Origin of the sequence: Streptomyces sp. NRRL B-3229 (assembly GCF_000719505.1) — a bacterium.
In the GTDB taxonomy this organism is placed as follows: domain Bacteria; phylum Actinomycetota; class Actinomycetes; order Streptomycetales; family Streptomycetaceae; genus Streptomyces; species Streptomyces griseorubiginosus.
This window is the reverse complement of record NZ_JOGP01000020.1, coordinates 174,803-187,814: the sequence shown is the minus strand read 5'-3', so window position 1 is coordinate 187,814 and position 13,012 is coordinate 174,803. Positions and strand designations below refer to the sequence as shown.

Genomic DNA, 13,012 nt, shown 5'->3' with positions numbered 1-13,012 from the left:
CCACTCGACGTTAGCGGCAGGGTCTGACAACGGACTCAGCTGACGAGCTCTCCACGGCCACAGTGCTCAAGGTCCTCTTACCCGTCCGCCGCTGGCGCCCGGCTGACGATGTCGGACAGAGACCTGCGGTAGGTGGTGCCGAGCTTGCTCACCACGCCCAGGGTGGGGCCGGGCCCGTTCTTCATGCGGCTCACGTAGTTTTCGGGCAGCAGTACTCGGTCGCCGACCTCAAGTGGTGTGCTCCCGCGCCAGCGGTAGGCGTATCCGCCGACGTCCACGACCTGGTGGCCGCCGATCTCGTAAACGCGCTTCGCGTCGTCCAACTGCTCCTCGAGCTCTTTGACGCGTTGCTCCAAGCGCTCGATCCGGGATCTGGAGTAGCTTGCACTGCTCTCACTGCCGGACTTGTAGCCTTCGCTCCACCCGCGTTGGTGAGCCTCGGCCACGGCTTTGTCCTGCTCCGTCGCATGCGTGCTGCACGCCACGTCCGAGCCCGATATCCGGACCTTACATGGGTTCCCGGAGCGGGTCGGGCGCCCGCAGGTGCGGTTGTGCTGATCTGTCATGTGAGATCCCCCTGGGAGAAGCTGACCGTGATCCTCTCTCAGGTTTGCTGCCGAGGGGACGGCAGGAATCAGACATACCTCGGATCTGTTGATTGGTGCGTGGCAGTGCCGTCGACCTGGCTCAATGGACGCATGGAGACCGGGGAACGCTGGGCGTATCGGGCCACGCCGAAGGAACTGGGTGGCGCGGTGCGCCAGGTCGAGATTGTCCGGGTCCGCGGTTCTGGAAGATCAGGGAACATCCATGTGCGGTTCCTGGATGGTGAAGAAGCTGGCCTGCAGGAGTGGGTGAGCCCCAGCTGCCTGATGGCCTCGTGGAATGACGTTGACTCCTTCAGAGCGGATGACACAGCGGAGCTGGCACTGGCCGAGGCGTCGAGGGAGGTCCGGGGCAGCACGGATTTCGAGGCCGCCCGCATGATCCTCGGCTTCGTCCGTCCGAAGAACAGGCTCCGCCTGCGCCGAACGGTGGCCGACGCCGGGGTCCTGGAGCTGAGCCGCCTTGACGAGACGGCACCGCTCATCGATATGGATGCAGCTGAACTCCGCGGCGACGCCATGGTCTACGAGAACCGCCACGGCATGTGCCTGGCCGCCTGGCCGGTCACCGAGCGCGTCGCCCGCCAGGTCGCCGGCCGCCTTGCCGACGAGATCCTTCCGGAGGTGGATCGCAAGCAGCAGGGCATCGAGCAGGAGCGTGCCCAGTCCTCCTGGTACTCCTACAGCCGACGGGACGACCGGAAGCTGGACGCAGAGGCAGCTGTCTTGCGAACCGTCCGGGCCTGGTGCGGCGAAGACAAGGCCGACCGCTACGACGAGTTGGTCGCCCTGCGCGCCGAGGTCATCCGGCTCGGAGAACTCGTCGACAAGGCGGTCAAGGCCCTACGCGACCGAGGTCACGGCGTCATCGCCTCCACCATTGAGCGCGACCTTGGCGTCCATATCGCCACCCTTGATCCTGATGTGCGTCGATGACGCCGCGCCACGAGTCCGGCTCCGGCTTGGGAGGCGTTGGCTGAGCCGGAGGCTCCTTCTCCGGTCGGTCCGGCCGCCAGCCGTCGAGGAACGGTCGCAGCTGCTTCTTCGTCGGCTCCACGTTGAAGTCGCGGGCGGCCAGACCCTTGCCATTCGTCGTGGGGTCGAGGTCGAGCTGATCGGCCTCTGTGTTCCCCCAAGCTGACCACTCGCGCAGCCTCTCAGCTTTGAGGGCGTCCTCCGATGCGGCGGCGACGTCATCCAGCGCGGCACAGAAGGCCCGGATCTCACCGGCGGCACGCCACTGCTCCAGGGCCGTGCCGAAGTGCTCGGCCCGTACCGCGTGAACCGCCTGCACTGAAGCCGCACTTACCGCGGCCTCCCACTCCCGCCGCTCGCGCTCCTCCCGCTCCGCCGCCAGTCGTCGGCGCTCGGCCTCCTGGCGCTCCCGCTCCTCGCGGAGACGCCGTTGCTCCGCCTCTCGTTCTAGCCGGGCCCGTTCCTGCTCCTCCGCGCGTGCCTTCAACGCCCGGAAGATTGAGGCGATCTGCTCCTCCAACGGCTTCTTGGCCGTGTCGGCCCATTCCTTCTTCCAGCCGTAGTTGTAGCTGTAGCCCGAGTTCTCGCTGACCAGCAGCTCCAGTTCGCCGGACGGCTCGAACTTGTGGGCCGGCGTGACCCGCTGCCAGTCGTACGTGCGTCGACCCGGTTGCTTGGGGACGTACCGGACCTGCTTCTGCCGCTCACGGAAGCTGACCTCGTACGTCCTGCCGTGGACCGTCAGCAGCGGCCTCGGCTGCTTACGCTTCTTGGAGACCGCGATCTCGCCGTACCGCGCAAGCGCCTGCTCGGCGAGCAGCCGGATCAGGGCGAGCACCCTCGGCAGGACCTCCTCGGAGATCTCGAAGGCACTGTGGTCCTTGGTGACCGCGGCGAGCACGTCCTCGACGTCGGTGATCACACGGCTGCGCGCCAGACGGATCCGGTTCCACTCGGTGTCGTCCTCGCCGGACACCCTCAGCAGACCGAGGAAGAAGTCCCCCTTCGCCCGCCCGCTGTACTTCAGGTGGTACCCATCCGGAGCGCACTGCCGAGCTGCATCGAACGCCCTGCGATACCTAGCCCGTTCCTCTGCGCTGGGGTCAGGGATCCGAAGAAATCGTCCGGCCTCCTGCACCTGCGAGATGAGCGCTGGCCCGACAGTCGCTGGCGACGGGCGCGGAGGTTTCACAGCCCGTTTCGGAGCGGGCTTCGTCTCGGTCGGGGGATCGGCATCCTGCGACGGACCAGAGGCCACCGGCACCCCGGATTCAGACGCCGCCGCGCGAGGCTTGCGCGGAGCCAACTCCGGACGGTCTGGATGATGCCCGTGCTCCAGGTAGAAGCGCCCGGCGTCAGTGATCTCCGCCTGCCACTTCCCATGCTGCTTGGGCATGATGATCAGGCGCCGCTCTTTCAGTGCGCGGGCGGTAAGAGCGAGCTGGGGGCTGTCCGACGTGACGGGGTCGGTTCCGTCCCCGATGCGGGTGAGGAGCGCCAGCTGCCGGTCATTCAACGGAGACCATCGATGCATGTCGATCGTCGTATCGTCCGCGGCCTCCTCGGCACAAGCCATGGGGATGACTGTGTACTGGATCTGGACGTGTTCCAGTCCCTCGCCGGCGGCCCCTGCAGGGAGCGCGGCGAAGCGCTTAATGTGTCAGCGCCCGTCACGCTGCTTATTGCGCAGCGGGGAGAGGGGCACGACTGAGAAACTAGGGCGTATGGGGCACCACTCATGCATCGAGGTTCACGGGCACCAGTTCCTACTTGTCAGGGATGGCTATCTGCCCGAGTTCGCCGCCTTGTTCACCGAGGACGACCGGCGTGTGACATACGACAGCGGGCCAGACGGCGAAGGAGGGACACGATTCGTCTACCTCACGACCGTCGCATCTCTCCGGGAGCGACTGCAGGTGCAGGGTTTCACGGCAGCCCAGTCTCGCAGTGACCTGGCGTTGGCGCTGAGGCTTTGGAGCAGCAGGAAGCAAGGGATCGAGAACCCTGATGCGGGGTCGGTAGAACTGGCTGAGGGTGAAGAAGACCTGCCCGGGGCTTGCCGCCAGTGGGCTTGGCGGTCGTCTCCCCTGGACTGGTCGAGTCCCGTACCGAGCGCGCATGAGGTCGAGAGGGAGATGTGCAATCGGCTGTCTCGCAGCTTCGACGACTTGACCATGGAGGAGTTGCTCGCCTACGAAAACGACCCTCTGGACGTGCTGTCGTGGTACATGAATCCGCGCAGCTTCCTCCGCCTGCTGCTTGAGCATGCCGCCGATCCGGCGGCAGAGGCGTCCTTGGATCTGAGTCCGCTCACAGGTTGCTGTACGGAGATGCCCACTGTCTTGCCGGTCGCAGCCGAAGCGCGTGCCGACCAGTTGGCCGAGTTGGCCCTCAATGCACCGCTGCTTGTTCTCACAGAAGGACCCACTGATGCCCGGCTCCTAGCCCAAGGCATGGAAGTTACCCACCCGCACCTGAAGGGCTTCGTCAACTTCTTCGACTACGCCAGCGCCAGCCCCGAGGGCGGAGTTTCCGCCCTTGCGCGAACCGTCTCGGCGTTCGTTGCAGCTGGAGTCGCAAATCGGTTCATTGCGATAGCGGACAACGACACTGAGGGGCATGCCGGGCTGCACAAGATCAAGGGGCGAAGTCTCCCCGACCGTTGTCGAGTGCTCCACTACCCGTCGTTGCCTCTCCTTGAGTCGTATCCCACGATTGGTCCTACCTCGGAGCTGCCTGTCCTTGCCAACGTCAACGAACGGGCCGGATCGCTGGAGATGTACCTGGGGCGCGATGTCCTTGAGGCAGATGGCGGCGGACTGATGCCCGTGCAGTGGAGGTCTCACAACGAGAAGTTGCGCCGATACCACGGCAGCCTCTCGGACGACGACAAGAGGCTGGTGCAAGAGCGGTTCGTCGAGAAGGCGCGAGCCTGTAAGGCCGGTCACGGAACCGGAAATGAAGACTGGAGCGGTGTCCGAGCCATCATCGAAACCATCATCGGAGCCTTTGACTGAGCCTGGTCCTGCGCGGCGATGTCTTCCTGCGTGGAGATCTCAACACCAGCGTCGCCCCATCTGAACCGACCTGTAGCCGTCTCACCACAGCGGCCCGCCAGCCCCACGACTGACGCCGCACCACTAGATACCTGAACGCTTGGAAGCCCTGATCAGGGCTTCTGACCATGATGCCGGTACGCGATCGCGGGGAGTCACCCGCGTTCGAGGCGGAGCAGCACACGACCCGCGCTAGTACCCGAGGGTGGTTGCTGGCAGACGTCAGCCGATGTCTGAAGGAGCCGTATGGGGACCAGATTTCCAAGTCGGCTCCCAAACGGCTCCCAAAATGGCCTCAGAAACCACTCAGGGGCCCGACCCGCTAAGCGGATCAGGCCCCTGACCTGGTACTTCACTGTCGGGGTGGCGGGATTTGAACCCACGACCTCTTCGTCCCGAACTCTCGGCTGGGAGGCCATCGGGGTCAGGTGGGCTGGTCGGACAGCCGTTGACAGTCGTTGGTGGTCGCCTGAGGTCAACGTGGTTGCTGTACTCCGCTGCTGTACCGCAGACCTCAGCGCCGTCTTGCTTCAGTGGCCCGCGTCAGTTGCCAAGGAGGCGGCTGTGTGCGGGCAGCTGGGCCACCTTGCCTGAGTGGACGCCGAGTAGGTCCGGGGCGAACCGGGGGTACCGGATGGTTGAGTGACGCCGGATACACCGCCTCACTAACGTAGTCAAAAGGGGTCACCCATGTCAGCCGTTCGATAATTTGCGGCCCTTATGGGGGATGCGCCCCTGACTCCCGCAACGGGAACTTGCATAGGCTCGTTGGGCCTGCTGCGACCCGGGTACACCCAACGAGTGAACCCGGGGCCGTACGGGTAATCGGGGTGGCCGCGTATGGCGCGGGCCCCCCGACCGGGATGCTTGCAGGAGTGGAGGTTAGTGCCTGATGCGTTGTCGCCACCGAGTCGCCGCTCTCTGCGCGATGCGAACCGTGCACCGTGCCAGCAACACGGCTTCCGGTGCCAGGTCGTATGCGAGGAAGGCGAAGTCGATGGGATCGACGTCGTCCGTCACCAATTTCACGATCCACTCCGACGCCGTCAGGCTCAGCGTGAATGCACGCTCCTTGACGACATAGGCTCGGCCGCCCCTACGGGGCGGTACGGGATCGACCGGAGGCTCCGGTCGGTGATTGGGCATGGGGGTATCCCTGTGTCCAGATGGGCGGCACCCCTGAGGCCAAGGCCGGCAAGTCAAGATCTCAGGGGTGCCGTCGTCCGCGATGCGGTCGCATCGGAATTAACGAGAAAGGTGGCAGGTTGGGTACCTCCCACTGGCGCAGCGCCTCCGATGGTGTGAAGGCTGAAGGTTTCTCTCCCATTTCTCTCTGAACTCTCGTATGCTCTATGGCCATTCGTCCTCTTGGCGTGCACTGAACAAAGCGCTTCGTGGTCGGCCGGTGTAACGACAACAGGCAGCAGTTACGCCTACTTGGTGGATGGTGAGCGGAGGCCCAACCGCATCATCGTTACCTTCGGGAGGGTGCGGAGAGCGCACGTTCTCAACGTTCGTAACCACAGGGTCAGGGCTAGGGGGCGGCGGCGATGTTTCCGGCACCCTCCTACACTCGAACGCATGAGCGAGTTGCCTCCGGACCCCCCGCGCCTCCGCGCGATCCTGGCGCACCTCGACAAGCAGGTCACCGACCACGAAGTCGTCGGGATCTATCTCCGGCTCCAGCGCGACGCGGTACGCAATGCGCTCGCGCGGGCCGAGGGGCCACCCCCCGCTCGGCGCCGCGGTGGTCACCTGGCGAAGGGTGCCGCGCCCCTGCGGACGATGGGCATCACGCATGCACCGACCCGGCCGCAGTTCGTCGTCCAGCAGAAGCGCACGCCCCGTGGCCCAGAGCCCGCGATCGTCCACGTCGCTGACTGCTCGATGATCGAGGGCGCCCCGCACCCGATCACCGAGCATGACGCCCGGGTGGCCCTGACAAACCCGACGATCGAGCCGTGCACCTTCTGCCGGCCGGACACCGAGCTAGGGATCCTCGACTAGGAGCTGTCTTGCTGATCATGCGACTACTCGTGCTGTGTGGCAGAACTGAGACACAAACCCGGCATAGCGGTGCCTAAAGATCGGGCAGGATATCGCCCAACTGACCAACAGGGGGGCAAGATGAGCACTGCTGGGGATGGAGGCGGGCGCCGACCGCGACCGCGTTGGCTGGAAGCGACGCTCGTGGGAATCCCCGCCGCCGTAATCGGGGCGGTATCGGGCGCGTTTGTCACGCACGCCATAGCTGACGACTCGGGGGACACAAAGGCTGCCGAGGCCCTGCCATCCGGGAGCATTCAGCAGGTCGCCCATGTGTCAGGCGGAAAGGTGGTGGTGTCCGGCACGATCAAGGACGTGCCCGTTTCGGCCACGCTCTGGTCGTTCGTGCAGGACACCAACGGGAACTACTTCCCAAACTTCAAGCCGTGTGAGATCCACAAAGACGGCACGTGGGACTGTCCAGAGCTGCGCCTAGCAGGCGTCGGAGACAAGCCCTCGGACAATTTCACGGTCCACGTGGCGCTGATCAATGGCGAAGGGGGCATGGAGATCGAGAAGCACGTGGAGAAGAAGCGTACCGACCCCAAGGCCTCCATGGATGGCCTACCGGAAGGCTCCACCCCAATTGCCGATCAGCAGGGCATCCGTTAGGCGCTGCGCGGTCGGCGCCCAGCCGTCTTCTTCTTCGCGGCCGTCTTCTTTGCCGGCTGCGTCTTCGTCGGCTTCTTGGCGGTGGTCTTCTTCGGGAGCCCGTGTACTTCGGCGTCCTCGCCGCGGGAGGCCTTGGCCTTCTGCACGGACTCCTGCAATGCGGCCATCAGGTCCAACACTCGTCCCGTCGTCGCTTCCTGCTCGGGTTCCTCGGGCAGCGGCTTGTCCTCCCGCTTCGCCTCGATCACCTTGGCCAGGGCCTCCGTGTAGGTGTCGCGGAGGTCGTCGCCGTCCAGGTCGTCGCGGGTCATTGAGTCCATGAGCGCCAAGGCGCCCTCAATCTCGTCCTCGTTCAGGTCGACGGCCGGCGGGAAGAGCTCGGCTGGTGAGCGGACCTCGTCCGGCCAGCGCATTGCGTGCAGTACAAGGACGTCGCCGCGCACCCGCATCAGCCCGAGCCGCTCGCGCCCTGACCACGCGTACTTGGCCACGGCCACCTTCGAGGATCGGCCGAGCGCCTCGACGAGGAGTTTGTAGGGCTTGGCGGCGACCGCGCCGTCGGGGGCCAGGTAGTAGCCGTCTCCGATGCGGAGCGCGTCGATCGACTCCAGGGGCACGAACGCGGCGACCTCGATCGCCTTTGCGGTGGGCAGCGGCAGGTTGCTCAAATCCTCGTCCGTGATCGCGACGACCTGGTCGCGGGCGTATTCGTAGCCCTTGCCGATCTCCGCGTTGGCGAGCTCGCGGTCCTCGATCTCGCAGATCTTCTTCACCCGCACCCGACTCATGTCTTCGAGGTGGTACTGGTGGAACTGGATCGAGTGGTTCTCGGTAGCGCTCACCACGTGGATAGGTACCGTGACCAGGCCAAACGAGATGGCGCCGCTCCACACGGTTCGGGGCATGGCTGACCTCCGCGACAGCCCCGAGCAGCATCAGCCTACGAGTGCCACACCTGTCCCGCATGCGCGCAGAAGTCCCAAGGCGCACGCTGATGCCATGGCCACTCCTCAGCCACTGGTGATCTACCCGCCCGGTTCGGACGGCGGCCGCCGCGTACGCGTGGATTACCACTTCGTGGGGCTGGCGTACGGGGGGTGCTCTCGTCGAGTTCCTGCGTCATGCGGGCCTGGAGGACGTCGACGAGGCGTGGGTGGAGCAGTCCGCGCTGATCGAATGGCGGGGTGGCGGGTCTGACCGATGGGCCCCAGAGTCGAACGGCTGAGCTATCCAGAGGTGTCAGGGTGGCCGCTGACCCGGCATCAATGGGACACCCTGTGGACCGCGAGAGGGCGTTATCCACAGGTCCGAACGCGAGCGGGCAGGCGCCGTGCGGTACTGCCCCTGTCGATCATGGAAGTGCGCCGGTGTCGACGATGACTGTCGGGGTCGGTGGCTCCTTCCGTGCCTCGCAGACCTAACCGAACAGGTCCGTGCCTGCCGAAATCAAGGTCCCCACAGAGCCCGCTACAGCAACAAGCAATCCGACGACAGCGATTCTCTCAGGCATGGCGAGACGACTCCAGACTCCACCCGTGGGCAGGGATCTAGTTGGCGCCAAGACCCCTCGGCTAACCCACACATTGGCGGCCCCATGAACCGCCGCAAGGAATCCAAGAAGTCCGTAACCAATAACGATAAATGGGCCCGACGCCTCCAGGGCCTTGTTGACGGAATCTCCTGCTGGTCCCCCATCGACTTCAAAGGAGAGGGCTAGTGCAAGGATGAAGATGAGGGCTATGCCAGCCACGAGGACCCAGTTCAAGGGTCCTGAGGGAGGAGCCTTCGGAGACGTGCGACCCCCGATTGCATCATCCACCAGAAATAGCCTGATCTGTGCATCTGTCCCATATACGAGGGTGGCGTCGTTACCGCTGACGGTTGTCACCACCTTCTTCGGGGAAAGCGACATTGTGACCGTGCGCCTACCTGCCGGATCTGTTGCTGTGAAGCTGAGATTGTCCCAATGGTTCGGGTCACCAGGTAGAGGCGCCGCCTGTACATCTGCTATGAGATCAGCCAGGGTTGGCGCGCTAAACGTGCGGCTATGGCGGAAATGACGAAAGACGATCTCGTTGGGCTGGTACCCCTGTCCAGCAACCGTGAACAGCGCGTCGAGTTCTCGACGACCAAGTCTGCAACGGTGCAGGATGGTTGACAGGCTGATGTTGGGCGGGGTCGTCATGTCGGAGATCCTGGCACTTTCAATACTTGCGCCAACGCGGTTCGATGAAATCGCGTCAGGTCTGTGACCTTGGCGTTGTGCCCCGCAACTGATGAACCCCGGTCCGCGTGAGGCCAGGGCCGCCGCACCGTTCGGCCCACCCCCCTCGTCATGCCGGCCCTCGGAGTGCAACTGGTCATGAACATTGCTGGCAGGTGGGTCGCAAACGCGTTATCCACAGGCCCCCACGTGGTCTACGCGTTCACCGTACGGTGCTCTCTGTTGATCACAAGTGCGGGGGTATGCGGTGACGTACAGGGTGGAGCTCTCGCTCCAGGCGGAGGATGCACTGGCCGAGCTGCCAGAGGAGGGGCGCCGCGAGGTGATGAAGCTGATCGCGACGGCCCTGCTCGCGAAGGAGACCTGGCCGGCACCCGGCGGTTGGGAAACCGCCGAGCGCTTCGGGCCTCGGTCGTGGATCACGTTCGCGGCGTACGCGGACGGCATGGACGTCCTGCGTGTCGGCTGGGTGGGCTGACGCCCGTCCACAGCCCTCCAACAGGGCTGCTCACTCCTTCGATCCGCGCGCTTCATGACAACGCAGTAAATGATCACGTTTTACTGCAATGTTCTAGGAGGTGGTGAAGTGGCCCTCCATACGCTGGAGCCCAACGGCTGGCACCAGCACTCACTACGTTCCTGAGAGGCATTGCGAGCGGCTGTGGCCAATCACGGCGGAGTGCAGCTGACCAGCATGCGACAACTGCGGGTGCAGGCATAACCCTTCCAGTGTGGCAGATCAACGGCGGGGGCCCAGGCCTGAGCGGGGTGGGGGTGGTCACCTGTGGGTGCCGACTGTCGGCGTTGGTCGGCTTCGGACGGCCCAGGGACGGCCCAGGGCCCGATCAATCAGAGGCCACCGACGGTCACTCCAGCTGCACGGGAGCGACGGGGAGCTGTTCCCTGTAGGGCCACGTGAAGGTGCGGTCCGGTTCGAGGTGGGCGTCTCCCCAGTGGATGGCATGGATGCCGTTTTCGACATCGGCCGTGAAGAACACACAGACCAGCCTGGTGGAAGCTCCCAGCTCCTCGAACGCCTCGTGCAGCCCCAGGTACTCCTCGGTCGCCAGGTCCTCATCGACGTCGAACAGGCCTTCTGGAGGCTGCGGCCCGTGCGCCCGGAACAGCCGGTGCCGCGTGGGCGACGCGTTGGCCGGCAGGCGAGCTCGATCCAGGGGCCTCGGCCTGTCCGCGTACCGGAACGGGAAGAGAGCGTGATCGTTGATCACCGCATACTCGTAGCCGCGCACGTCGCGCACGGCTTCCCCCAGCTGCCGCGCCGTCTCCGCCAGGTTCTCGCGCACCACCCCTGCAAGCGCGAGACCGTACGGACTCCGCTTCTTCAGACCCGCAGCGAGGTGCGCGGCATGAGCCTTCCCGTGCGCCTTGGCCAGTTGCACCGGGACCGCAGCGGCCAGCGCGCCAGCATGCCGCCCAAACCGCTCGACGGCCCATGCCGACGGATAGCCACCCAACAACGACATGCAGTGCTCCCCTCCCCCAGGCCCAGCCTCCGAACTGTTTGACACGTACACGAAGGGCGCACAAGGGAGCGATCTGGCCACGCGCGTTCACGCACGCTCGTCCGGAACGACCACAAGCGATCACCGGCGGCTGTTGCCTGCGGCTGCCTAATCAATCAATGCCCTGACCTGCTGCTGAGCTGTCTGCAGCTGTCGAATCCCCATGGGTCCGACGCTTCACGCCCAATAGGTAGATCTACTGATGTGCTGCCACACCATATAGGCGCAGGATTGCGACCGGTAGCAGTATCCTCTTCCAACAGCGCGGTTCACCGATCTACACCCCAGAGGGCGTGCCCATGACCGACTCCTCCAGTACTCACATTCTCAAAGAGCTGGTATTCCCTGCTCGATACGAATTCCTGATTGAGCATGTGGGTTCTGAAGTCGCTCGGCTAGTCGTGGCCCCCCCTTCGGACACGCTTTATTCAATCGAGCTCGCCGCGCAAAGCATTCGCGCCCGAGGTGAGGGCTTGTTTGTCCCGATGTACGCTCTCTCGGGAACCGGAAAGACTACACTGGCCAGCAATCTGCGAACTTTTCTTCCATCACAGTTCTCGGCCACTGTGCAACATAACGGTGCGGTCAGCTTTGAAGAGCTTAAGGCCGCAGTCGTGGACGCTGCCCGTAGCAGGGCGAGCAACGATGATCGAATCATCCCCCTCCTTGTGGACCACAGGGAGAGCGCTCCCGCTGACACTGCTGAGCTGGCCGCCATCAAGCGCTTCTTGCGGGACTCTGTAGGGCGCAAGGTTCTCCTCTGCTGGCCTGAGACATCCGAAGAGACGGCAAAGAGCATGTCCGCCGATTTTGAAAGGATCGCCGGACGTCCGCCAATCGACTTGCCCTTGCACGTACAGGGCCCACATCGTGACGCCTGGGTGCCAATCGCAACAAATACCCTGCAGCTTTCGAATAATGTCGAGTCGCTCGAGTTGCTCGGGGTTGATCCACGCGACTACAATCCGAGCGAATTCGACACTCTGGGTGACTACCTACGCACGATTTCTGACGACTTCACTAGAAATCGCCTCAGTATCCTCCAGAGGACGCGCCTGCCCATTCGCATGGCGGTAGTGGTCGTCTCCGCGAGCACAGACCCTGGCGTCCTGATGCACCTGACCAACAGCAGCAGGTTCGGCTTCGTGGATGGGAACGCCCTCCTGGCAGCAACGCCTGCCAGCGTTATCGGCAAGTGGTGGACGAGTCGGCGCGGCCTTCTAACGCAGATGATTGTCCAATTGGATGCCAGAGTTTTTGGACTCCCACCTGCCGTTACCGTGCCCATCCTTCGCCGCTTTGGCCCTGATGAGGTCAGGGAAAACCTCGCGAGCCTTGACGTCACAGACAAGGGCGTTTCTGCTATCGCTCGCAATATAAAACGGAGCGACTTCGGCAAATACCTCCTGGGCACAGCAACGTCCACCTACGAAACCAGGGGGACTCCATCGAAAGTCTCGTCACCTGCGTTCGATTTACTAGCCGAGCGCGGCTTCACGCACGGTAGAGACAAAGAACTCAACAAAGCCGTCCTGGAAGCCATAAAGGGCTTCCTCGAAGCCAACGGGATAGAGGGGAGCAATTTCAAAGCGGAAGCAAAAATGGAATTCACACCCCTTATTCCAGACACCTCATTCGTCCTGAATAGTGAGGCCGTGTGCATCGAGTACACGTGGAGGTCGGGGGACTATCTAACGAATAAGAATCGCGCCGCCATCGCTGCTTACATTCTGGAAAAGCTCCAGAATTACGCCCGCGAGTTGGGGTATGTCGAGTAACCTTTGACGGAGGTCGGCGGAGCGGCTTTGGGCTGGAGCTGCTTTGGGGCGAGTGATCATGGCCCCGTAAGCTTCCGGCGAGTCGGGCAGTCTGTGGACCTGCCCGTTAAAGCACGACGTTGGGGCCATGATCTTAGAGGCTCGCCCCAAAGTGGCTGCCTAAAGCCGTGGAGCCGACCGCCCCAGCCACAGA

Annotated in this window: 11 protein-coding genes; 6 read left to right on the top strand and 5 right to left on the bottom strand. The window is 63.9% G+C overall.

What is annotated here, in order from left to right:
- Positions 1 to 77 precede the first annotated feature (77 nt).
- Complete coding sequence (locus IF54_RS0129395; protein ID WP_234439086.1) at positions 78 to 356, bottom strand: hypothetical protein; 279 nt, start codon at positions 354 to 356, stop codon at positions 78 to 80.
- A gap of 342 nt (positions 357 to 698) precedes the next feature.
- On the opposite strand from IF54_RS0129395, the gene IF54_RS0129390 reads away from it, so the two are divergent.
- A complete protein-coding gene (locus tag IF54_RS0129390) occupies positions 699 to 1,541 on the top strand; it encodes a hypothetical protein (protein ID WP_030324134.1) in 843 nt (280 codons plus the stop codon).
- Here the strand turns inward: IF54_RS0129390 and IF54_RS0129385 are convergent.
- Positions 1,471 to 3,156 carry a PE-PGRS family protein gene (locus IF54_RS0129385; RefSeq protein WP_234439085.1) on the bottom strand — a complete coding sequence of 562 codons (1,686 nt, stop codon included), beginning with the start codon at positions 3,154 to 3,156 and terminating at the stop codon, positions 1,471 to 1,473. The genes IF54_RS0129390 and IF54_RS0129385 overlap by 71 nt on opposite strands.
- Before the next feature lie 148 nt (positions 3,157 to 3,304).
- Here IF54_RS0129385 and IF54_RS0129380 point away from each other — a divergent pair, with 148 nt between their 5' ends.
- The 3 genes from IF54_RS0129380 (at position 3,305) to IF54_RS0129365 (ending at position 7,294) form a co-directional block, all read left to right on the top strand.
- Positions 3,305 to 4,597, top strand: coding sequence for a HEPN/Toprim-associated domain-containing protein (locus tag IF54_RS0129380; protein WP_030324130.1), 1,293 nt, complete (start codon positions 3,305 to 3,307; stop codon positions 4,595 to 4,597).
- A 1,620-nt stretch (positions 4,598 to 6,217) separates the two neighbouring features.
- On the top strand, positions 6,218 to 6,643 hold the full coding sequence (locus IF54_RS0129370; protein ID WP_030324126.1) for a DUF6233 domain-containing protein: 426 nt from the start codon (positions 6,218 to 6,220) through the stop codon (positions 6,641 to 6,643).
- Positions 6,644 to 6,826: 183 nt separating this feature from the next.
- A complete protein-coding gene (locus IF54_RS0129365; RefSeq protein ID WP_030324124.1) occupies positions 6,827 to 7,294 on the top strand; it encodes a hypothetical protein in 468 nt (155 codons plus the stop codon).
- On the opposite strand, the gene IF54_RS0129360 is transcribed toward IF54_RS0129365, so the two are convergent.
- Positions 7,291 to 8,199, bottom strand: coding sequence for a Ku protein (locus tag IF54_RS0129360; RefSeq protein WP_030324122.1), 909 nt, complete (start codon positions 8,197 to 8,199; stop codon positions 7,291 to 7,293). The two genes, IF54_RS0129365 and IF54_RS0129360, sit on opposite strands and share 4 nt — an antisense overlap.
- A 512-nt stretch (positions 8,200 to 8,711) precedes the next feature.
- Positions 8,712 to 9,479 carry a hypothetical protein gene (locus IF54_RS42795; RefSeq protein WP_159002227.1) on the bottom strand — a complete coding sequence of 256 codons (768 nt, stop codon included), beginning with the start codon at positions 9,477 to 9,479 and terminating at the stop codon, positions 8,712 to 8,714.
- Between the two features lie 286 nt (positions 9,480 to 9,765).
- On the opposite strand from IF54_RS42795, the gene IF54_RS0129355 reads away from it, so the two are divergent.
- Positions 9,766 to 9,996 carry a hypothetical protein gene (locus IF54_RS0129355; RefSeq protein WP_030324119.1) on the top strand — a complete coding sequence of 77 codons (231 nt, stop codon included), beginning with the start codon at positions 9,766 to 9,768 and terminating at the stop codon, positions 9,994 to 9,996.
- 388 nt (positions 9,997 to 10,384) lie between these two features.
- On the opposite strand, the gene IF54_RS0129350 is transcribed toward IF54_RS0129355, so the two are convergent.
- On the bottom strand, positions 10,385 to 11,002 hold the full coding sequence (locus IF54_RS0129350; protein WP_030324112.1) for a hypothetical protein: 618 nt from the start codon (positions 11,000 to 11,002) through the stop codon (positions 10,385 to 10,387).
- A 338-nt stretch (positions 11,003 to 11,340) separates the two neighbouring features.
- On the opposite strand from IF54_RS0129350, the gene IF54_RS42790 reads away from it, so the two are divergent.
- Complete coding sequence (locus tag IF54_RS42790; RefSeq protein ID WP_159002225.1) at positions 11,341 to 12,819, top strand: hypothetical protein; 1,479 nt, start codon at positions 11,341 to 11,343, stop codon at positions 12,817 to 12,819.
- Positions 12,820 to 13,012: the final 193 nt, after the last annotated feature.